Below are 23,127 nucleotides of genomic sequence, written 5' to 3'. Positions count from 1 at the left end.
GGTTTAGCAACTTTCATTATAACAGAGAGCCTTCTTATTTTTTTATTTTTTTGTCACAAATGTATTATACCCTTACATATAGTACAATTACACTGAATTTTTAAAATGCCTAACCCTTCAGTAGCAGTTTCTGAAAGGCTAGGCATAATGTACATCTATGTAGTTATATATAACTTTGAATTAACCTCTACCATTTATTTTTAGCTAAATTTATCTATAATCCCTATTAATAGGCACCTCAATATTCACAAAAAATTAATTGTTCGGTAAATTTTTTAAAAAATCTATTATATCTTTAGCTTCTTTTTCTAATAGCTGATTTGTAATATCAATTGCAGGTTGAAAAATACTTAAATTTCCTTCAAAATGATTAAATTCATTAAGCAATGTTTTCTTAGTGGTAAGGAAAACTCTTTTCTTCATAGTATCCTTATCAGAGCTGTCAGGAAATGCTTTAGAAATTATTTGTCCTAATTGCTTAGCTCCATTTCGTCCCTCTGTATTTATCTTATATTTCGAAACCAAAGCTTTTTCTATCAATAACCTCAAATATAAATATATAAAAGAGTGTCTTAATGTACGATTTAATAATGGGTACTTTTCATTATCTACTATTTCACATTCCTCAATCGATTGATTCAAAATTGAATCAACCGACACCTCATATTGTTCATTAATACCATCATGTTTTCCAAATAATACTTGATAACATGCTCCAATATCTACAAGTTCATCTTTAAATCCATGCATAACTTGCGTCAGATTCTCTTTAACATCTTCATTATTAATAATCGTTGCATATCCACGCATAAACGGAATTAAAGAAATTAAAAATAACTCTTTATTTTTTACATATTTATAAATTTTAGTCCTAAATGCTTTTAACAATGTATCTAAACTTATGAGCATATCCCGCTCATCAGGTTTCAACGGTATAAACCCATTTTCCTCATTTTCAGTATTATTAAATAGAAAAAGATTAAAGCATTTTTTCAGTTGTCCATCTAACAATCTCAATAAGTCGACATTATGGGTTAAGATAACCCTTTTCTTTTTATCTAAAATTTTAATAATTGCATATACAATTTTATTTTTATAAATAGAGTCAAAACTAGAGATAGGATCATCTAAAATTACAATAGGTTTATCAGAATTCTTCGCTTTTAAAAACTCTAATGTTAATGACAAAAAGTTTTGTTCTCCCGAACTTAAAGGCAATTCCTCTCTATCAATTCCTAGAAACTCTTTATCCTCTATTAATATCTGAATATTCTTCTTATCATCTCTACTAATCTGAATCTTTTTAAACATACTATTATTAATAATCTGTTCAATATACAAGAAATCTTCATCATTAATTTCTGGCTTTTCATTTATTAATTTTTTATACTCTTCATTTTTATCCTTAATATCTGAACTATTCAATATTTCTAGTAATTCATTTATAACTTTTTTTACGAATATATCCCTATATTTTTGAATATCCTCTTTTAGATTATAAATTCCTTCTAATTCACCTGTTTCGATAGCTGCCATCAAGATATTTTTTATATCAAAAGGATCCTTATCTGCACTATTAGAGGATAATTTTTCTAGAATTTCTTTTATTTTAGGCTCTAATGTTTCTAGAATATTATTTTTATTTTCAGTTTTTCTAGCTAATAGATTTTCTCTACCTATATTTATCGAATCACAAACGATACACTCTTCTGTATCACAAAAGTGTGATAATATCCTAATCGCTTCCGTATTCCTTTCCACCTCACGAATACGTCTATTCTCAGTTAACGTCGTTGTATCTATACTTTCGACCTCAAGAATCAATGATTGTGAGGTAGACAAATCACTCATAAAATACTCTAATTTATCTTCATCATAAGCTGAAATCTCGTATAGGCTACATTTACTCCACTCTGCAATATATTTATCTACCCCTATGCTCTTACCTTTAGATTTATTATTAGACAATTCACTTATAGTCCCTTTAATATCATTTACTTTTGAAAAGCCATTTATTAAATTGCTTTTTTTGGAAGCAATTTTAAACTTTTCTTTTAAAGTTTTATTGCTAAGTTCACAGATTCTTCCATACTCTTGAGTAATATATTCATATAACTCATTCTCTCTTTTGATATTATCCCCTAGTAAAAAATCCGAGGTCTCACCTTTTATAATGTTTCTATTGTTTTGATCATTAATTACTATAAATTGCGAATCATCACTATACGCTATACCATTATATAAATATTGAACAGCAGTTCCTTCACCATTTGATAAAGCTTTCACTAGGCTAGTTTTACCGGTTCCATTAGGTCCATAAACAACAGCAATTCCACTATCAGAAAATTCTATTTCGTTGTTTTTTATAAAATTATCATAGTCTTTTGCAAAAATATTTTCATTTTTTATCTTTTTAAAGATAAGCTTATTCATTTTCTCTCCTTTATTTCTCTAAAATTTTATAAACACTAGCTGACTCCTTACACTTTTATTTTCTTTATTGTCATATTCTTTGCTATACACCAATAATATTATCTATGCCTTATTTCCACTTACAATCTATCGAAACTATCGATGTCGGCATACCGATAATTTGTATATCAAATTTTAAGCTCGATTCAACCTTACTCGATGCATTATGGATTCTAAATGTAAATTGCCAACCTCTATCTAAATATAACTCCAAAGTATTATTGCTATCAGGTTTAAATTCTAAGTTCACAATCCGTGTAGGCAATGAAGCGACAGGTAATTTAATACTTCTTTTTCGTTTTTTCCCTTCCTGATTTAAGGTTCCCCTTAAGTTATAGCTCTGAATCTGAGTCGTTCTTTTACTATCTATGCCAATAACCTTATAAAAATCAAATTCTCCAAGAAGATACTCAACTAACATTTTTGCAATATTTGCAAATTCCTTCTGTCTATCTAGCTCTTCTTTAAATGCTATTAGCAAAGGTTTATATACATCCTCTTCTTTATTTGGTAAATCTTTCCATAAGGTTTGTTTTGCTTTTTCTACATCCAAATAATCAAAAATAGGCTTTATATCTGACCAATACTTATCGGAACATTCTATTCCATACCATTTTTTACCAAAGTCTAACCTTTTTGATAATCTACTATGCTTAACTGCAAAATGATTATGCTTTACACTAATGCCAATTTCCCATTCAATATCTTTACGAATGATTAGAACATCCCTTACATCTCCATCTTCACCATTATCATCAGATTGAAGTTTTAATTCTAATTCTCCATCTCCATCGTCCAAGATTAATGGTTCAAGCTCTAAGATTGTATTAGTTCCTGCTAATGCACTGATTCTATATATATTCTTTTCTGACTCCTCTAACGTATTCCATGCCCGTTTTGCTACTTCATAGGTTGAATTTTTCTCAATCTTTGAAACTCTATACTTAGATATTTCTTCATGCAACGTATTCAAACACGCAAACTCATACGCTCTCCCTTGATTATTACTTTTAACGCTCATATTTGCCCTCCCATAATTAATTGTCTCTATCTTTACATCAGTTCTATTCTTTACTTTTCATTTAATGCTACTAAAATTGACTTCGCCATCTCATAAGCCAAATTTACGGGTACCGCATTACCGATCATTTTATATGCATCATTAAGATTTGTATAATAAAACTTAAAGTCATCTGGGAAGCCTTGAACTCTAGCACACTCTCTGATGGTCAACCTTCTATAAAGCTCTTCTTTTCCGGGCTCAAATATATTTTTATTTTTTTCTACTTTAGGCATTACTGGTGCTTGAGGGTGTAATTGACACTGTCTCCCTGACGCTTGAACCGTAAATGCTGGTTCATCCCATTGTCTAACTCGATTTCTACTCATAAACATAGGGGAATACGCTCCAGTAAAATATTCATGATTTAAAACTTTACACTTATCACCATTAGTTTTATTTTTTTCTAAAGCTGGAATTGCCGAATCTTTTAAATCAAAAATTGCATCCTTGAATGTTTTTTTAGTTTCATGCGGAGTAGGTGGCTCAAACTTAACATTTAAATCCTTTCTAAAGCCTACATAAAACACTCGTTTTCTGTCTTGAGGTACACTATAATCACTGGCATTCAACAAACAAATAAAGACATCATATCCAGCTTCTTCAAATTGAGAAATTATATTTTCCACTGCGGTACTATGACGTTTTGCCATCATACCTTTCACATTCTCTGCAAGAAAAAATTTAGGTCTCTTATCTTGTAAAATACGTATATATTGATAAAACAGCTGCCCTCTTGGATCATCAATACCTTTTAAAGACCCAGCCTCACTCCAAGATTGACATGGCGGACCACCTATAATGCCATCACATTCTGGAAACATATCTGAAGAAATATTGCAAATATCTCCTTTTATAAGTTCAGCCTCATGATTGTTCTCATAGGTTTCCCAAATTGTTTTATCATATTCATTAGCTGCAACTACATTAAATCCAGCTTTTTCAAACCCTAAATCTAATCCTCCAGCACCTGCAAACAAACTTATTATATTCACTCTAAATTTTCCTCCAATCAATCTTTAACTTTCATCCATTATATATTGATTTAAGTTTTTAATACTACTTTTTTTATTTATATTATAACACACAAATACGTATTTAAATAAACCTATTTCGAACATTTTTTCGAATTTATTTTGATGATAAAAAGAGACTATAACAATAGCATTCAACTATTATCATAGTCTCTTCCATTTTAGTTAGACACTAACTTTCAAACTATCTATTCAATAACTCTTATTGAAATAACAAAGCTAAATAGTTTATATCCCTCTATTTAACACACTCGATTGATAGGTTTCCCTTGTAAAAATGCCACGATATTATCCATCACCATATGAGCTCGTGTGACAAGCGCTTCTTGGCTCGCAAAGGCGATGTGTGGTGTTAACACCGTCCGTGGTGCATCACATAATAGATGGTCTGTCGGAATTGGTGGTTCTACTTCGAACACATCAATGCCAGCGCCTCATAATTTGCCTGCTTTCAATGCCTTAGCTAACGCTTCGTTATCCACTACAGGCCCCCGCGCTGTATTGATCAACACCGCTGTATCTTTCATCATATCAATACGCTTTGCATCGATTAAATGGCGTGTTCCATCATTTAATGGTACATGTAGGGATAAAATATCTGCTTCTCGCACCACTGCATCTAAATCAGCAAAGGCAAAGCCTTCCGTTACAAGTTCTGGTTTTTCTGAACGATTATAGGCCAGTACATTACAACCAAAGGCCTTGGCAATACGAGCTACAGCCACGCCGATAGCCCCCATACCTACGACACCAAAAGTTTTACCGTGCAGCTCAAATCCAGGTAGTCCGTCTTTTGTACCGCCTGTACGTGTACGGCCATCGCAAGGTAATACATGGCGAAGTACAGAGATAGCTAACCCAAACACCAATTCTGTAACGGCTTGCGTAGAATAACCGGCCGCATTGCTCACAACGATACCTTTTTCACGGCACGCCTCTAAATCGATGTGGTCCACTCCTGTGAAAGCCACTGAAATAAACTCCAAGTTTGGACATTGACGAATGATTTCCCCAGATAATGGTTGATTTGCCAAGATGATGATAGATGCCTCACGAACACGATCCAATAATTTCACTTGATCTGTTTCTTTCGTACCATGTACGACTAGTTCAAACCCTTCCGCTTTAAATGGTTCTGCCAAGGATTGTAATAACTCTTCCGAAACTCCCAATGGTTCCATCACGCAAATTTGTTTCATATCGTCACCTCACTATACTTTATAACATACAACTACTATGGAAGATTCCATATAGTTTAGCCTTATTAGTTCGTCAAACTACGGACTGGCGCAGGAATTCGGCCCCCTCGGCGAATGAACTCTTCCGAACTAAATGGATGCACTTTTATAATCGGCGCATATCCCAAGAGTCCCCCAAATTCTACGACGTCACCTACGGTTTTATTCGGCACTGGGATAAGTCGCACTGCTGTCGTTTTGTTATTAATCATACCGATAGCTGCCTCATCCGCAATAATAGCAGAGATAGTGGCTGCCGAGGTATCCCCTGGTACGGCAATCATATCTAATCCAACAGAGCAAACGCAAGTCATAGCTTCTAATTTATCTAAAGATAGACTGCCTAATGTAACCGCATCAATCATGCCTTTATCTTCGCTAACAGGAATGAAAGCCCCACTTAATCCGCCTACGTGAGATGATGCCATAAGTCCACCTTTTTTCACCGCATCGTTCAACAAGGCTAAGGCAGCTGTCGTACCATGCGTTCCACAGGCTTCTAAGCCCATTTCTTCTAGCACATGTGCTACAGAATCTCCTACGGCAGGTGTAGGCGCCAAGGAAATATCGATAATACCAAATTGTTTATTCAATCTACGTGACGCTTCTTGTGCCACTAACTGACCTACACGAGTAATTTTGAAAGCTGTCCGTTTGATCGTTTCTGCCACTACATCAAATGGTTCACCTTTCACAGCTTCCAAAGCATGTTTCACTACCCCAGGTCCACTGACACCCACGCTAATAGTGGTCTGACCTTCTGTGACACCGTGGAACGCACCTGCCATAAACGGATTATCTTCTACAGGATTGCAGAAAATGACAAGCTTCGCACAGCCTAAAGCATCTCTATCTGCTGTAAGACGAGCTGTTTCTTTCACAATGTGCCCCATTTCAGCCACTGCATCCATATTGATGCCTGCCTTCGTAGAGCCGATACCCACCGAGCTGCATACGATGTCTGTCGTCGCTAGAGCCTCTGGAATGGAGGCAATCAGTTTACGATCTCCTTCCGTATACCCTTTGGATACTAAGGCGGAGAAACCTCCGATGAAATTGACACCTACCGCTTTTGCTGCTTTATCTAACGTACGAGCAATAGGTACATAGTTTGGCAAGTTCGAAGCCCCACCAATTAAAGATATGGGTGTCACAGAAATACGTTTATTGATGATAGGCACACCTAATTCACGTTCTAAATCTTCCCCTGTTTTCACAAGGTATTCTGCTTCTTTTGTAATATGGTCATAGATACGAGTGCACATACGATCTCCATCTTCTGAGATACAACCAAATAGACTAATCCCCATAGTGATAGTACGCACATCTAATTTATTATTTTGAATCATCCGATTCGTTTCTAAAATATTTTCAATACTTAACATAGATACCCTCGCTTATCCCACACGATGCATGCTTAAAAAGATGGCCGCATTTTGCGCTAAAATTTGAACGCCTAACTGTTCACCTTCTGCTGCTAATGCTTGTTGAATATTGCTAAGGTCGGCAGAATCACTGACTTCACACATCATAATCATGTTAAAGATACCATCCAAAATCGTTTGGTTAATGGATACCACATTCACTTCATTGTCCGCTAACACACGGGTCACTCCCGCAATAATACCTACTCTGTCTTGTCCTACTACTGTCACAACTAATTTCATACGTTCATCTCCTATATACTATGTATTAAATTTTAGTTTCATTATAAATTATAGTCATTCAAATTTCAACGAATAATTAAAAAGTCTTGACTTTCACTATAAACTATGAAATAATAATACGATTTATGAAACAAGGAGGTTCCTATGGCAGATGATCGTTTAATTGTAGCCTTAGATGTGTCCTCAATGGAGGCGATGCAATCCATCGTAACATCCCTAGGCGAATCCGTCAGCTATTATAAAGTTGGCATGGAACTATTCTATGCAGCTGGTGAGCAAACTGTAGCCTATTTGCGAGACCATAGTAAATCGGTATTTCTTGATTTGAAACTACACGATATTCCGAACACAGTGGCGCATGGCATTAAGTCCTTAACACGGTTAGGGGCAAAGCTCATCACCATTCATAGCCAAGGTGGCAAGGTGATGATGGAAGCCGCTATGAAAGCAGCCAAAGAACAAGCTGCTGAACTGGGCATTGAACGGCCTAAACTATTAGCGATTACAGCCTTAACAAGCTTTGATGATGAAAATTGGTCCGCTATTGGTGGTTCTTTACCTATTTCAAACCATGTTGTGAAATTAGCAAAACTAGCCAAAGAAGCTGGTGTTGATGGTGTAGTAGCTTCTCCACTAGAAGCTAAACTCATTCGTGAAGCTTGCGGCGAAGATTTCTTGATCGTCACACCAGGTATCCGTCCATCTTTTGCGGCTACTAATGACCAAAAACGTATTGCTACCCCTAGTAGCGCTTTACAAGATGGTGCATCTCGCATTGTAGTAGGTCGACCAATTACACAAGCAAAGAACCCACAAGAAGCAGTTCGTTTAATTATTGAGGAAATGGAGACAGTTCAAAAATGATGACAGAAGACAATGTAAAACAACTATTAATCGACACACAAGCCATTTTAGAAGGACATTTCTTATTAACATCTGGACTTCATAGCCCAATGTATGTAGAAAAATTCAATGTCTTATCCCATCCAAAATATACAGAACAATTATGCCAAGAATTAGCTCGTCGTTTTGCAGATCAAAATGTAGAGCTTGTTATCGGACCTATGACTGGTGGCATCTTATTAGCTCATGAAGTTGGTAAAGCCTTAGGCACACGCGCTATCTTTACTGAACGCGAAAAAGGTAAAATGACATTGCGCCGTGGATTCCGTATTGAAAAAGGTCAACGTGTTCTTATCGTAGAAGACATTGTAACTACAGGCGGTTCCGTTCGTGAAGTCGTTGATGTAGTCAACGAAGCTGGCGGTGAAATCGTAGGCGTTGGTCTACTTGTAAACCGCAGCGGTGGTAAAGCTGACTTCGGTGTACCAAATGACAAAGTACAAGCTTTATTGAACTTAACAGTACCTACGTTCCAACCTGACAATTGCCCTCTTTGCCAAGATGGTGTGGCTATGACTGAACGTGGTAGCAAACATATTAAATAAAACGCTATATATACCTAATAGGTCCCTCTGCTAGTGAAAAGCACGTGGGACCTATTTTGCGTATAAAAAAAGGAACTATACAAGACCCTTAGGTCCTGTGTAGTTCCTTTTATTTATCTATATACTTTGATATTCCCTATGCAATTACAATGACAGATGTACATCTATGATGCAGACCTTTGTTATATTTAATCGTATAGGAAATTCTCTTTTACAATAAATTAGCCGTTATAGCCTTTAATTTTTAATGCTTCTACTAAGCGACGCAATGCCACCATATACGCAGCCAGTCTTGGGTATACTTTAAATTCTTCTTGCATAGCCCATACTTCTTCAAAGCTTTTCTTCATATTCTTCGCTAATTTTTCGTTTACTTCTTCCTCAGACCAGTAGAAGCCAGCTTTATTTTGTACCCATTCATAATAGGATACCACCACGCCACCGCCATTCGCTAATACATCTGGCAATACAGGAATACCTTTTTCAAAGAAGTATAAGTCTGCATCTTTTGTTAATGGTCCATTGGCCCCTTCCAAAATTAACTTAGCTTTTACTTCTTTCATATTCGCTTCGTTTACTTGGTTTTCTAAGGCCGCTAAGTATAGCACGTCTACGTCTAATAACAATAAGTCTGGATTAGGAATGCGTGTCATACCTGGCTCTTCGTATCCTTCCAAAGAACGACCATGAGAGTTTGCATATTCGTAGGCTTTTTCTACATCGATGCCATTTGCATTGTAAAGAGAACCATGTACGTCACCGATAGCAACGATTTTAGCTCCTTCACGGTGCATCAACAAAGCACCAACGGAACCGACATTACCAAACCCTTGTACTGCAATGGTTAAATCTTTAATAGATTTATTTTGTTTTTCCAAGTAGGAAAGTAATGTAAACATACAGCCACGACCAGTCGCTTCATTACGACCTAAAGAACCACCAATGGCTAATGGTTTACCTGTTACGATCCCTGGTGTCCATTGACCTGTTAACGCACTGTACTCATCGACAATCCAAGACATAATTTGTGGATTTGTGTTCACGTCAGGCGCTGGCACATCTCGCTCTACCCCAATGATAGGAGCAATTTTACGAACGAAACCACGTGTCAATCGTTCTAACTCTCTTTCACTCAATTTTCTAGGATCTACCTTAATACCACCTTTACCACCGCCATATGGTAAATGAGCAATGGCATTTTTGATGGTCATCCAAGCACCTAATGCACGTACTTCATTTTCGTCTGCATCAGGGTGAAAGCGCAATCCACCTTTAGATGCGCCAAGAACGGAGCTATGTTGGCAACGGTAGCCAGTAAATACTTCCACATGTCCATCATCCATTTGCACTGGAATAGCCACGTTCATTTCACGTTCAGGGTGACGCAATACTTCATAATCATTGCGTGGGATACCTAGTGTATCCGCTGCTAAGTCTAATGTTTGCAGCATATTTTCGTAAGGGTTGTAATTTGCCATAATATCACCTCGTTTTACATATAAATAGAATGTGTATACCCTAATAGTATCACAAGTATTACTATATGACTATAGGCTTTCAAGAAATCCTACTTAATTAATAGGTAAATTAATATTTTAAAAATATTTTGTAACTATTTCTAAGAAAGATACGAATGCTATCGTAGTAAGGGTACAGGTTACAAAAAAGCTGATTCCATCATCAATCAGATAGAATCAGCTGTTCTTTCGTATTGAAAAATTGTCGACAACTCAAGTATCCTGCTATAGCAATGGCAATGGATATGGTTGAAAAGGACATGAAAATGACGATAATCTGGTATTTAATGGCCTCCATAGGACTCATACCTGCCAAGATTAAGCCCGTCATCATCCCTGGCAAAGACACAATCCCCAATGTTTTCGCACTATCTATGGTCGGCTGTAAACTAAAGATAAGAGCCGCTCGCAAGATGGCTTTACAGGCCTGCATAGGCGTAGCTCCCAAGGCTAGCTTAATTTGAATTTCTTGTTGGCGACTCTTAAAGCTCGTTGTAATTTGGCGGAAACACAACCCTACTGCCACCATAGCCCCTGACATGACCATGCCTCCTACAGGAATCATTTGATACGGTGTAAAGGATAAGACGTTAGCACTCAATAATACTCCTAACGTAAGGACAGCACCAATACCAATGCTAGCGCCTGCAATCCATGAAGCATGTTTGATGCCAGCTCCTCGTTTACCTCCATTAATAGCGGCACTGATAAGCATCACCAACAATACGCCACCGGTAAACAAAGGATGGTCGGCACCAAAAATGAAATGGAGTACATAGCCTACGACTACTAGCTGCACTACCGCTCGCAAGGCACTATGCAATATTTCTAGTTCTAACCGCATTTTCTGCTGATAAGATACGATAACAGCCATGGCGATAAGCACAGTTGCCATCAACAAGGATTCATTAGATAAGGCATTAAAGCTCCCCATGTAGCACCTCACAATCTGCAATATGTCCATCTTTCACGGTGATACGACGTTGCCCCATACGAACACTTTGGTCTAGATTATGGGTCACCTGTAACAAGGTTACGCCTTCCGTATGCAACTGCACAAGACCTTGTTCTACCCATTCTGTATTTTCTGCATCCAAGGCAGATGTTACCTCATCTAATAGCAACACGTCGGGGGCAAACAGCACACTACGAATCAAGCAAATTCGCTGCATTTCACCACCGGATAACTCCGTATTCGACTTCTCTAACAATTGTAGATCCATATGAAACAAATCAAATAGATCTTTGATTCTTGCTTCGTCAACAGAACGACCTCGCATGGTAAAAGGAAATGCTAGATTGCCTCGTACAGTTTGTCCGAATAAATAAGGTTGCTGAAAACAATAGGCTACTCGTTGGCGATATTCTGTAGGGGCATACTGATCCATCGGTTGCCCTTGAAAATAAATAGTTCCCTCCGTAGGAGATACCAAGGAACTTGCCAATTTTAAGATTGTACTCTTACCGCTCCCAGAAGGACCTACAATAGTGATGCTTTCACCTTGTTGAACCTCAAAAGAAATATCCTGTAAAATCTGACGGCCATGAATCGCTAAAGAGATATGTTCAAAACATAATACTGACATAGTGCACGCTCATTATAAGAATTATAAATCGATAACTAGTTCTACTGGACAATGGTCAGATCCAAAGATATCTGCATGGATTTTCGCCTCTTGGATTTTATCAGCAATGCTGTTGGATACTAGGAAGTAGTCAATTCTCCATCCTACGTTCCGTTCACGAGCTTTCCCCATGTAAGACCACCAGCTGTACGCATCTACCGCATCAGGGTATAAATAACGGAATGTATCTGTAAATCCAGCAGCTAGTAGTTCCGTCATTTTTTCACGTTCTTCATCACTGAAACCAGCATTTTTACGGTTAGTTTTAGGATTTTTCAAGTCGATTTCTTGATGGGCTACGTTAAGGTCACCACACAGGATTACCGGCTTTTTCGCATCTAATGCTAATAAATACTCACGGAATGCCACTTCCCATTCCATGCGGTACCCTAAGCGAGCCAATTCACGTTGGCTATTCGGTGTATAGCACGTCACTAAGTAGAACTTTTCATATTCCGCCGTGATCACACGTCCTTCTTGGTCATGTTCCTCAATGCCAATACCATTCACTACGGAAATTGGTTTTTCTTTTGTGAAAATAGCCGTACCACTATAGCCTTTTTTTACCGCACTATTCCAATATTGTTCATGGTTTGGCAAGACCATTTCAATTTGCTCTGGTTGTAATTTTGTTTCTTGTAAACAGAACATATCTGCATCTAATGCATCGAATGCATCCATAAATCCTTTTGTCATGGCTGCACGCAAGCCATTTACATTCCAAGAGATTAATTTCATTGTTAGTACCTCATAGTATTTAGTAACAAAAATATATATTGATTATATCATAAATTTTCGATATGTGCTTTCCAAATATATCAGATGCCGGCGGTAAGTTTTTGTTGGAAAATAGAAGTTTCTTCCTTTTTCTATCTGTTAAATTAATAGATTTCTTTAAAGAAATACTATAAAATTTTGGTATAATGTTAAGGCTAGGCTGAGCGATACGTAATGGATAATTTTCAAAAGAATAACCGATAAGAATTAAAAATACGGAAGATTAGACAGAAATCTCTCTACCATCATCCATGCGGAAACAAGATTATATGAAATAAAAGGAGTACCCCATGACAGGAAACTATTCAGCACGTGAATACCGTGATAAATTATATGATGATCTTCATGTTCGATTAAGCGATACAGTCATTTTGATGTGTGCAATTTTTATTGCCTCTATAGGTTTAAATATGAATTCAACAGCTGTTATTATTGGAGCCATGCTGATTTCCCCTCTTATGACACCGATTGTTGGACTGGGATTCGGTTTAGCTATTTTTGATACCCGTTTAATCAAGCAATCTCTAGAGGTTTTAATCACTCAAGTATTAGTCAGTTTGCTTGTCTCAGCTCTGTATTTCTGGATTTCTCCCTTATCTTATGCAAGTAACGAGTTGATTGCACGAACCTCTCCAACCATTTGGGATGTTCTCATTGCTATTGCAGGTGGGATAGCAGGTGTAATTGGTTCAAGAAAAAAAGAAGCAAACAATATCGTGCCAGGAGTAGCCATTGCAACAGCTCTGATGCCACCTATCTGTACTGCTGGCTATGGATTAGCTAATGGAAATGTACAATTTTTATATGGGGCTCTCTATCTTTTCTTAATTAACTGTGTCTTTATCATGCTAACCAATATTGTTGGAACAAGAATTTTGATGAGAAAATCTCCCTTACGCTCATTTAAAGAGCTAAACGTTAAAATGAGAATTGGTTTGATATCTTTGATTGTAGTATTAATTCTTCCAGCTACCTATTCAGCAATCACGCTGACCATAGATCAGGCTCGAAAAGAAGGAATCAAACAGTTTGTAGGAAAAGAGTTCACCAATCATACGGTCATTAGTCAAGTCTACAAATCAAGCAAAAATGAATTGGTCTTGACGATTGTTGGCAATCCAATTTCAGAAGAACAATTAGAAACGCTCCGCCAAAAACAAGCCGCTTACGGTATTCAATCTGTTCATTTGAAAGTCAATCAAGTTAATCAAATTCATAATTCGACAAATTCGACAAAATTGGATAGTGAGACGACCAAAGAATTTTATGAAAATATTAATAAGTATATCGACCAAAAACTCTCTGAAAAAAATTCACAAAAAGATCTTCTAAAAGAAAATGAAGAAGATAAGGATTAAGGATATTGAACTTATCTCAAAAAAAGCAACGGATTTGCCGTTGCTTTTTTGCATAGTCGCGATAGTCTTGCTAAACCAGAATCGCCCAATATACCATTTACAGATGCCACTTTTATACGAATGAGAGATGACAACATGAATAACAGTCAACTCAATATCATGCTTTAATTTAAAAAAATTTCATCAGACTTTTAAACGACTACAAATCTATTTATTGTAAATGAATTTTATCTTTCCAATTCGCAATTTGCGTCATTTCTTCTGAAAGCACTTCTTTACCGATACAGATTTGACGCACTACGCACTCTGGTGCTGTACCACTGTAGTTACTACGTCCCGCTACGCAGGCTTCGATAGTGATGGCATCCAAAATATCCGCTTCAAAGTGATGGGAGATAGCTTTGAAATCTTCTACTGAAAGATCCAACAGCACACATCGTTTTTCGATGCAATGTTGCACGGCTGCCCCTACAATGGCATGGGCTTCCCGGAATGGTACACCTTTTTTCGCCAAGTAGTCCGCCATATCCGTAGCGTTGGAGAAATCATCATCTAATACCGATTTTGTACGATCTCCATTAACTTTCATATAACGTAACATATCCGCCGTAATAGAGATGGCGAAATGCAAGGTATCGATCGTATCAAACACTCCTTCTTTATCTTCTTGCATGTCCTTATTGTACGTCATTGGCAGGCCTTTCATCGTTGTAAGAAGTCCCATCAAATGACCGTAGATACGACCTGTTTTACCACGTACGAGTTCACATACGTCTGGATTTTTCTTCTGAGGCATAATGCTGGAACCAGTGCAATGGGCATCGTCTAATTCGATGAACCCAAATTCTGTGCTAGACCATAGGATTAATTCTTCGCTTAACCGGCTTAAATGCATCATCACTTTTGCCCCAAAGCTGAGGAATTCTAGCGCATAGTCACGATCACTGACAGCATCCATACTATTTTCATAGATGGCATCGAAATGCAACAATTCCTTTGTGATGTTTTGATCGATAGGATATGTTGTGCCCGCCAAAGCGCCTGCTCCTAACGGCATTACATTAGCATGTTTAAAGATCAACGGCAAATTATCGAAGTCACGGCTTATCATCGAAAAGTACGCCATCATATGGTGGCTAAATAGCACTGGTTGCGCCCGTTGTAAATGGGTATACCCAGGGATAATCACATCTTTATACTTCTCTGCCACTTCTAAGAAGGCTTGTTGCAAGTTCACTAGTTCCTCGCCCATGTGTACCACCGCTTTGCGGATATACATATGCAAATCCACCGCTACTTGGTCATTACGGCTACGACCTGTGTGTAGACGTCCGCCTGCCTCACCGATGGCATCGGTCAATCGCTTTTCGATGTTCATATGGATATCTTCTAAGGCCACAGAAAACTCGAAGCCTCCTGCATCAATTTGTTGTTCAATCGCCTGTAAGCCTGCTACGATGGCATCCTTATCTTCCTTAGAAATGATCTGTTGCTCTGCTAGCATTGTCGCATGGGCAATACTGCCTGCCACATCTTCTTTATACATACGGGAATCAAAGGAAATAGAGGACGTGAAGTCCTCTACTGCCTTATCCGTCCCTTTGGTAAACCGTCCGCCCCAAAGTTTCGCCATTATTTTAAACCTGCTTTCTCTTTCATTAATGCATTGATTGTTAAAGGCAATCCGAATAAATTGATGAACCCTTCTGCATCAGCTTGGTTATATACATCATCTTCTTCAAATGTTACAAATTCTTGGTTGTACAAGGAATATGGAGACGTAGAACCGGCACTCATAATGTTACCTTTGTACAATTTCAATGTCACTTGACCTGTTACTGTTTGTTGTGTGCTGTCCACGAAGGCTTGTAAAGCACTCATCAATGGAGCAAACCACATGCCGTCATATACAAGTTCTGCGTATTTGTTAGCCACTAATTCTTTATAATGGTATGTAGCTCTGTCTAGGCAAAGGTATTCCAATTCTCTGTGTGCATACATGATGATTGCTCCACCAGGATTTTCATAAACACCACGAGATTTCATGCCTACTAACCGATTTTCTACAATATCCACGATGCCGATACCATTAGCTGCGCCGATTTCATTTAAAGTTTGTAAAATCGTAAGCGGGGACATTGCTTGACCATTCACCGCTACTGGTACGCCTTCTTTGAAGTCGATGGTCACCATAGTTGGAGCATCAGGTGCTTCCTCTGGAGATTTGCTAACTAAATATACATCATTTTTAGGTGCATTATTAGGATCTTCTAAATCTCCACCTTCATGGGATAAATGCCATACGTTTTGGTCCATAGAGTACGGATGTTTTTTAGTAGCCACCACTGGAATATCATGTTTCGCTGCATATTCCATGCAATCTTCCCGAGATTTTAATTCCCATTCACGCCATGGAGCGATGATTTTTGTGTTCGGTGAAAGTGCCTTGATAGTCAATTCAAAACGAACTTGATCATTTCCTTTACCCGTAGCACCGTGAGCGATGGCATCCGCACCTTCTTGTTCTGCTATTTCTACTAATTTTTTAGCAATTAATGGTCTTGCAAAAGAAGTGCCTAATAAGTATTTACCTTCATATACTGCACCTGCTTTTACCACTGGCCAAATGTAATCGGACACAAATTCTTCTTGCGCATCAATGATATACGCTTTTGTAGCACCAGATTTGATGGCTTTTTTCTCTACTGCATCATAATCTTCTGGTTGACCTAAGTTCACACATACAGCGATGACTTCTGCGCCATAGTTTTCTTTTAACCAAGGAATAATAACAGATGTGTCTAAACCACCAGAGTAGGCTAATACTACTTTGTTAATGTTGCTCATAATTGACCTCTTTCTTTGTGTAAATGACTGCTACGCAGTACCCTGTTTCTATCTTATGAACGTATTATACATCTATGCGTATAATAATGCAAGTATTTTTTATAAAAATTCTTTTATATACATTTTTATTCTATTAGTATTTTATATAACACCTTTGCATAGTATCTTATATTCTATAGTATAGATAGTCCTCATCATCCCTATTGTTGATAACCTATATATATGATATGATGAAGCCATGAAAACACTTATAAAACTGATTGTATGTATTGCACTACTAGCTGGAGGTCTCTATTGGTTCGCAGGCTATGCGCCGGATGGAAATGAACCTTCTGGAAAACATGTGCCACATACAGTGAAAGAACAATCTATCGAACAGGTGGAGGACCAACTGTCGAGGACAGATCGTATTAAACGTCTCTTCAACTTTACCCAAGCTGTGGAGGAGGCCATGGAGAAACGGGTGCCTAAAGAGCATCGCGTCCGCAGCGAGGATATCAATCCTATTGTTAAAAAAGCTTTAATTGCAACGGAAGATAAACGCTTTTACGATCATGGAGCCGTCGACTTTTTTAGCATTGGTCGCGCCTTATATACAAATACAGTCGCTGGCGAAACCGTAGAGGGTGGTAGCACGATTACACAACAGTTAGTAAAAAACCTCTTCCTCTCCTCAAAACGGATTATGTCTCGCAAAGTAGAAGAAGTATTTCTGGCGTACCTAATGGAACATTATTACAGCAAGGACGAAATTTTGACTATGTACTTGAACACCATTTATTATGGCAATGATCATTACGGTATCAAGTCAGCCTCAGAGGCTTATTTCAAAACAGAGCCAAAAGACTTAAATTTGAGTCAAGCTGCCGTTATTGCCGGTATTCCACAAGCGCCGTCTTACTTTAATCCAGTGAGCAATTTCGATGCCACTAAGCAGCGACAACGCACCGTATTAACACTGATGGCACAACAGGGTATCATTGCCTACCAAGACATTGATAAGGCCTACTATAAACGATTAGATGTACCTAGCCATTAAGATATACACTGCCTACCACACAGTATCAACATACCATCTAGTCTGTATCACAATACCATATACAAAAAGCAGAGATGAGGTGAATCGCAATCCACCTTATCTCTGCTTTTCTATGTATATATTTTTGTGACAATCACAAAACTTCTGAGCAAACTATCTTCCTAAGTTACCTACAGGCACATGAATGACACCACTAGACATAGGCGCAATCGTTCCTTGTTGATAGATCAATACGATATCATGATTTTCACGAGCAAAGAACCCATCCGGTTTACCTACCACTGCATCTGCATAGATTGCCTTCTTACCTTCTGTTGGCAACGCTTTCAGTCCTTTTTCAATCGTTTCTTTCGAAAGTCCACCAAAATCATTCAATGTCAACGTGCGTCCTGTTGTAGTATTGAATGTAAATCCTTTTTCTACATTTGTTCCATGAGAGGCATTGTCTTCTACCGTATAGGAGTTAATAGTAACAGCAAAAATTCCATTTCCATCTGCTTTTACATCATAGTTAACGTACAGATTTTGCTGCTCCCCTTCTTTTGCTTTTTCGTTCACTTTGTGAAGATCTTTACGCAACTTTTCCACATAATCCACCAATGTTTTATTGATGGCTTTTGTCACATAAGGACTCACAGACTGTACTTTAGGGTACGTAATATCTAAATGATTTTCCTTAATCATCTCAGGGCGAACTGTTACTTGCAAACGATCAGTGAAAGCTTTCGCTGCAGGTGCTACGATTTGCTTAGTGCCTTTGCGAGCTTTTACCGTTTCCTCTCGAACCAATCGATTCGCCTCTGGAGATGCCGTAACCGAAATTCGTTCACCCACTGCCAATGGCATTTCTTTCACTACTGTCACATCTGCTGCTTGCAACGCCGCTGGAATCAATAGACTGGTCAATATGGCTCCTAATATTTTTTTATTCATCACTATCTCTCCTTATAATCTGCTAAATATACGTATTTTATACCTCTATATATACCACATTCTACATGAACCTACCATGAATACTTTCATTATAACCATAGAAATCACTCATGTATACACAATTTAGCACTTTACTTATTGAAAGTCCTTGAGAATACTGATACAATGGTTAAGATAGTAGTGTATTTTAAGGAGGTATAACTATGAAGCATGATTTTATGAGTCATGATATTAGCTTACCGGAATTAACAGTCAGAGGTATGCTATTAGGTGCGATCATTACATTGATCTTCACAGCATCTAACGTATACTTGGGTCTGAAAGTAGGTTTGACTTTTTCATCCTCCATTCCGGCTGCCGTAATATCTATGGCAATCTTACGCTTCTTCAAGGATTCTAATGTACTTGAAAACAACATGGTACAAACGCAAGCATCTGCTGCGGGTACCTTATCTGCAGTCATCTTCGTATTGCCAGGTCTTCTAATGATCGGCTATTGGCAAAACTTTGACTTAATGGAAACATTGTTATTATCCGCATGTGGTGGTTGTCTTGGGGTATTATTCACAATTCCATTACGCCGCGCTATGGTTATGAACAGCGACTTACCATATCCAGAAGGTCGTGCTGCTGCAGAAATCTTGAAAGTAGGCTCTACAGTTCCTGGTGAAACAGCAAAACAATCCGGCGGTATGAAAGAAATCGTATCTGGCGGCGCTTTAGCTGGTATCATCAGCTTTATTACACAGGGCTTACGTGTCTTCGGCGAGTCTAAATCTTTCTGGTTCCCTGTAGGCGCTGGTGCTACACAACTTCCATTCGGCTTCTCCTCTGCTCTATTGGGCGCAGGTTTTCTAATTGGTATTGCTAGTGGTATCGCTATCTTAATCGGTATGATTATTTCTTGGGCTGGTTTCGTACCATACTTGACAAATCATCTGCCAAATCCAGATGGTCTAGATGCCATCAAATTCTCTAGCACAGTGTGGAAAACAAAAGTCCGCTTCATCGGCGCTGGTACTATCGGCGTAGCTGCAATTTGGACATTGTTAACATTGTTAAAACCAATTGCTGAAGGTATTAAATTATCTATCAAATCCATGACGGCAAGTTCTGAATATCGTGATACACACCGTATGGATACAGATATGAAACCATCTACTATCGCTGTTGTATTTGCTTTAATTATTATTGGCCTAATCATTTGCTTCTACTCTTTCGTATCCTCTATTCCAATGTCTGCAACTCTTGCTTGGACATTAGTGGTAGCAGGTATCATAGTAGCATTGTTAATTGGCTTCTTCGTAGCAGCTGCTTGTGGCTACATGGCAGGCTTGATTGGTACTTCTGCAAGTCCAATCTCTGGTATTGGCATCATCGGTATCATCGTATCCTCCCTTGTAGTTCTTGGTATCGCTTCTGCTAACGACTTATTAGCCACTCCAGAAGGCGTTAAATTCTCCACAGCTCTTGCCATCTTCATGACATCTGTGGTAGTATCTATCGCTGCTATTTCCAACGATAACTTACAAGACTTGAAAACTGGTCAATTAGTAGGTGCTACACCTTGGAAACAACAGGTAGCTCTATTAATCGGTTCCTTAGCAGGTGCCGTAGCCATCGCTCCAGTACTTGACTTGTTATACCATGCATATGGTTTCACAGGCGCTATGCCTCGTGAAGGAATGGATCCTGCCCAAGCATTATCTGCTCCACAAGCTACATTAATGCGTCAAATCGCAGAAGGTATCTTCAATGCAAACATGGATTGGACTTACATCTTCTACGGTATCATCGTAGGTTTTGTGGCTATCGTTGTAAACTTGATTTTAAAATCTACAACAAAATCCTTAACATTGCCTCCATTGGCAATTGGTATGGGTATCTACTTACCTCCAACCTTGGAAATGCCACTTGTAATGGGCGCTATCATCGGTTACTTTGTAAACCGTTACATCTCAGAACGTGCAAAACAACGTGCTGGTGCTTACGCTGATGCAGACGTAGAGCAATCCAACCGTCGTGGCGTACTATTCGCTTCTGGCTTAATTGTTGGTGAAAGTATCATCGGTGTTATCATCGCTGGTGTCATCGCCTTCTCCGTAAGTACAGGTGGCAGCGAAGCTCCTCTTGCACTTGCTTTCACAGGCGACAAATCCTATGGTGATATCGCTGAATGGTTAGGCTTCGCAGCCTACATCTTCACTGCTCTTTGCTTAATCCGTATCGTTATCGCTACGAAATTCAATAAAGCAGAAGCTGAAGCTATCGAACAAATGAATAAATAACACACTACACATATCACAAAAGAGGCTATAACCATATGGTTATAGCCTCTTTTTTATGTTAAATACGGTTTTAAAATACTTGGAGATCTAGTAAACACTCTGCAAGAGCTGATTTATATATCGACTCTTGTAAACAATATTAACTCCTACCATAACGATATAGCCACACAATGCCATAGATACAACCTATGACAGTAGCAATCATACCACCTATGGATACATCCCATAGGAAAGATAAAGCCACTCCGATCGTGGTAGCAATGGTAGATACACATATGCTCACAAGGATCATGGCTTTCACCGATCGAACGAGCATAAATGCTGTGGCTGGTGGCCCGACCATACAGCCAGTTACCAAGATAGCCCCCACAGTTTGAAATGAGGCGACAGTGGTCAAAGATGTTAACGTCATAAGTCCATAGGACATCACTATCGGCATAGCTTGGTATACTTTGGCACACACAGGATCAAAGGTGATAAGTACTAATTCTTTTTTGAATAAGACAATCCAAATTATGTTGATAGCACACACGAGAAGACCAATCCACAGTAACATAGGCCCCACATCATAGCCACCTAGCGTAAACCGTTGGAATGTAGCAAAGGCTAAATCGCCCAAAATTGCCGTATCTACATCGAGATGTACGTGTTTACCAAACAGAGTGACTAACACAATAGCCAATGCAAATAAGAAGGGGAACACGATACCGATGGCCGCATCTGGTCGAATATAACGACGTCGCTGCATCCATTCCACCGCATATACCGTACCTACCCCCATTGCTGTAGCTCCTATAATCAGCCACGGAGAGTTTAAATCTTTTGTTACCAAAAAGGCTAGGACGATTCCTAAAAAGACTGTATGTGTAATGGCATCTACCATCATAGATAATCGGCGCAATACCAAGAATGTACCGATTAAACTACAGCTAATACCTGTTACTGTAGCAATGCCCCAAATTTCTAAGATATGGCTCATCGCATCCACCCCCTCACGAGGCGTTGTCCATTGGCCAACACTAAACTAAGTAAAATCATTCCTGTCATAACGATAATAATCATAGGTCCTGTCGGCAAATTACCCCACAAGGCACTAATCCATGTACCTAAGAAAGCTACTATACTCCCACTAACGGCACCTATGATAACTAACGTACGAAGAGAATGTGTCCACTGACGACCAATCATAGTCGGTCCTATAAGCAAGGAACTGATAAGGATAACCCCTACTGTTCGTATCCCAATCACAATGGTTACAATCAATGCAACACGATAGAAAAAGCGAACTTTCCGTATAGGGATACCCATCAATTGCGCTTCCACAGGATCGAATACAGTGAGGCTTAATTCTTTCCAAAGGAGTATAACGCCACCCACAATACAGGTGCCACAAATCGCCATAAGCCAAATGTCACTTTGCATCATGGTCACAGCCTGACCAAAGATAAATGTATTCAGTCCAGCTTGACCTGCATTTTCCATAGATTGCACTCGTGTCAAGAGGACTGTACCAAATCCGAAAAAAGCTGCTAATATCGTAGCTAAGGCTGCATCGAAACGAACGCCTTTTTGAGAAGTGCGATACATAATATATTCTGCTACACAGGCTGCTATAATAGCCCCTAATAGTAGCATAGCAGTATCTTTCACCCCAGTGAGTAGAAAGGCTCCTACCACCCCAGGCAGGGTAGAATGAGCCAATCCATCACCTAATAAACTTTCTTGTCTCAGCACCGCAAAGGTTCCGATGACACCACACACAAGGCCTAGCATCACCGTTCCCAAAGCGACAATCTGAAACGTATATTGTTGTAATAATTCCAT

General features: G+C 38.5%; 19 protein-coding genes and 1 pseudogene. 5 read left to right on the top strand and 15 right to left on the bottom strand.

Annotated features, from left to right (window positions below; genetic code table 11):
- Positions 1-255 precede the first annotated feature (255 nt).
- The 6 genes and pseudogenes from EO122_RS08325 to EO122_RS04940 all read right to left on the bottom strand — a co-directional run bounded on the left by EO122_RS08325 (position 256) and on the right by EO122_RS04940 (position 7,471).
- Positions 256-2,433: an AAA family ATPase gene (locus EO122_RS08325; protein WP_240632661.1), complete on the bottom strand. Its 2,178-nt coding sequence runs from the start codon at positions 2,431-2,433 to the stop codon at positions 256-258.
- 109 nt (positions 2,434-2,542) lie between these two features.
- Positions 2,543-3,493 (bottom strand): HaeIII family restriction endonuclease, encoded by a 951-nt coding sequence (locus EO122_RS04960; RefSeq protein ID WP_127009638.1) that lies wholly within the window; start codon positions 3,491-3,493, stop codon positions 2,543-2,545.
- Positions 3,494-3,543: 50 nt separating this feature from the next.
- Complete coding sequence (locus tag EO122_RS04955; protein ID WP_127009640.1) at positions 3,544-4,527, bottom strand: DNA cytosine methyltransferase; 984 nt, start codon at positions 4,525-4,527, stop codon at positions 3,544-3,546.
- A 281-nt stretch (positions 4,528-4,808) separates the two neighbouring features.
- Positions 4,809-5,747 (bottom strand): annotated as a pseudogene (locus tag EO122_RS04950) (2-hydroxyacid dehydrogenase).
- A gap of 83 nt (positions 5,748-5,830) precedes the next feature.
- Positions 5,831-7,189 carry a PFL family protein gene (locus EO122_RS04945; protein WP_127009637.1) on the bottom strand — a complete coding sequence of 453 codons (1,359 nt, stop codon included), beginning with the start codon at positions 7,187-7,189 and terminating at the stop codon, positions 5,831-5,833.
- Positions 7,190-7,201: 12 nt separating this feature from the next.
- On the bottom strand, positions 7,202-7,471 hold the full coding sequence (locus tag EO122_RS04940; RefSeq protein ID WP_126937741.1) for an ACT domain-containing protein: 270 nt from the start codon (positions 7,469-7,471) through the stop codon (positions 7,202-7,204).
- A 144-nt stretch (positions 7,472-7,615) separates the two neighbouring features.
- Between EO122_RS04940 and pyrF the strand changes: the two genes are divergently transcribed.
- Both pyrF and pyrE read left to right on the top strand, forming a co-directional pair.
- Positions 7,616-8,335 carry an orotidine-5'-phosphate decarboxylase gene (pyrF, locus tag EO122_RS04935; RefSeq protein WP_127009636.1) on the top strand — a complete coding sequence of 240 codons (720 nt, stop codon included), beginning with the start codon at positions 7,616-7,618 and terminating at the stop codon, positions 8,333-8,335.
- A complete protein-coding gene (gene pyrE, locus EO122_RS04930) occupies positions 8,332-8,919 on the top strand; it encodes an orotate phosphoribosyltransferase (RefSeq protein ID WP_127009635.1) in 588 nt (195 codons plus the stop codon). Before pyrF ends, pyrE begins: the two co-directional genes overlap by 4 nt.
- Positions 8,920-9,140: 221 nt before the next feature.
- Here the strand turns inward: pyrE and EO122_RS04925 are convergent, their stop codons facing one another.
- The 4 genes from EO122_RS04925 to EO122_RS04910 all read right to left on the bottom strand — a co-directional run bounded on the left by EO122_RS04925 (position 9,141) and on the right by EO122_RS04910 (position 12,799).
- Positions 9,141-10,397 (bottom strand): Glu/Leu/Phe/Val dehydrogenase, encoded by a 1,257-nt coding sequence (locus EO122_RS04925; RefSeq protein WP_127009634.1) that lies wholly within the window; start codon positions 10,395-10,397, stop codon positions 9,141-9,143.
- A 202-nt stretch (positions 10,398-10,599) separates the two neighbouring features.
- Entirely contained in the window at positions 10,600-11,370 is a 771-nt protein-coding gene (gene fetB / locus EO122_RS04920; protein WP_127009633.1) for an iron export ABC transporter permease subunit FetB, read from the bottom strand.
- Positions 11,357-12,022, bottom strand: coding sequence for an ATP-binding cassette domain-containing protein (locus EO122_RS04915; protein ID WP_127009632.1), 666 nt, complete (start codon positions 12,020-12,022; stop codon positions 11,357-11,359). The genes fetB and EO122_RS04915 overlap by 14 nt, the downstream gene beginning before the upstream one ends.
- A gap of 21 nt (positions 12,023-12,043) precedes the next feature.
- Positions 12,044-12,799, bottom strand: coding sequence for an exodeoxyribonuclease III (locus tag EO122_RS04910; RefSeq protein WP_127009631.1), 756 nt, complete (start codon positions 12,797-12,799; stop codon positions 12,044-12,046).
- Positions 12,800-13,128: 329 nt separating this feature from the next.
- Here EO122_RS04910 and EO122_RS04905 point away from each other — a divergent pair, with 329 nt between their 5' ends.
- Positions 13,129-14,196, top strand: coding sequence for a DUF389 domain-containing protein (locus tag EO122_RS04905; RefSeq protein WP_127009630.1), 1,068 nt, complete (start codon positions 13,129-13,131; stop codon positions 14,194-14,196).
- A 211-nt stretch (positions 14,197-14,407) separates the two neighbouring features.
- Here EO122_RS04905 and argH read toward each other — a convergent pair whose 3' ends face one another.
- Positions 14,408-15,829 carry an argininosuccinate lyase gene (argH, locus tag EO122_RS04895; protein WP_127009628.1) on the bottom strand — a complete coding sequence of 474 codons (1,422 nt, stop codon included), beginning with the start codon at positions 15,827-15,829 and terminating at the stop codon, positions 14,408-14,410.
- The gene (locus EO122_RS04890; RefSeq protein ID WP_127009627.1) at positions 15,829-17,043 is read right to left on the bottom strand and encodes an argininosuccinate synthase; all 1,215 of its coding nucleotides are present in this window, start codon (positions 17,041-17,043) and stop codon (positions 15,829-15,831) included. Before EO122_RS04890 ends, argH begins: the two co-directional genes overlap by 1 nt.
- 238 nt (positions 17,044-17,281) lie before the next feature.
- Here EO122_RS04890 and EO122_RS04885 point away from each other — a divergent pair, with 238 nt between their 5' ends.
- Positions 17,282-18,082 (top strand): transglycosylase domain-containing protein, encoded by an 801-nt coding sequence (locus EO122_RS04885; RefSeq protein WP_127009626.1) that lies wholly within the window; start codon positions 17,282-17,284, stop codon positions 18,080-18,082.
- 153 nt (positions 18,083-18,235) lie between these two features.
- Here the strand turns inward: EO122_RS04885 and EO122_RS04880 are convergent, their stop codons facing one another.
- Positions 18,236-19,015: a hypothetical protein gene (locus EO122_RS04880; RefSeq protein WP_127009625.1), complete on the bottom strand. Its 780-nt coding sequence runs from the start codon at positions 19,013-19,015 to the stop codon at positions 18,236-18,238.
- A 203-nt stretch (positions 19,016-19,218) separates the two neighbouring features.
- Here EO122_RS04880 and EO122_RS04875 point away from each other — a divergent pair, with 203 nt between their 5' ends.
- Entirely contained in the window at positions 19,219-21,303 is a 2,085-nt protein-coding gene (locus EO122_RS04875; protein ID WP_127009624.1) for an OPT family oligopeptide transporter, read from the top strand.
- 139 nt (positions 21,304-21,442) lie between these two features.
- Here the strand turns inward: EO122_RS04875 and EO122_RS04870 are convergent, their stop codons facing one another.
- Positions 21,443-22,282 carry a metal ABC transporter permease gene (locus EO122_RS04870; RefSeq protein ID WP_127009623.1) on the bottom strand — a complete coding sequence of 280 codons (840 nt, stop codon included), beginning with the start codon at positions 22,280-22,282 and terminating at the stop codon, positions 21,443-21,445.
- Positions 22,279-23,127 carry a metal ABC transporter permease gene (locus EO122_RS04865; RefSeq protein WP_127009622.1) on the bottom strand — a complete coding sequence of 283 codons (849 nt, stop codon included), beginning with the start codon at positions 23,125-23,127 and terminating at the stop codon, positions 22,279-22,281. The genes EO122_RS04870 and EO122_RS04865 overlap by 4 nt, the downstream gene beginning before the upstream one ends.

Origin of the sequence: Veillonella sp. CHU110, assembly GCF_003992255.1 — a bacterium.
Classification (GTDB): domain Bacteria; phylum Bacillota; class Negativicutes; order Veillonellales; family Veillonellaceae; genus F0422.
The sequence above is the reverse complement of the archived record's forward strand: the minus strand, read 5'-3'. Positions and strand labels throughout refer to the sequence as shown.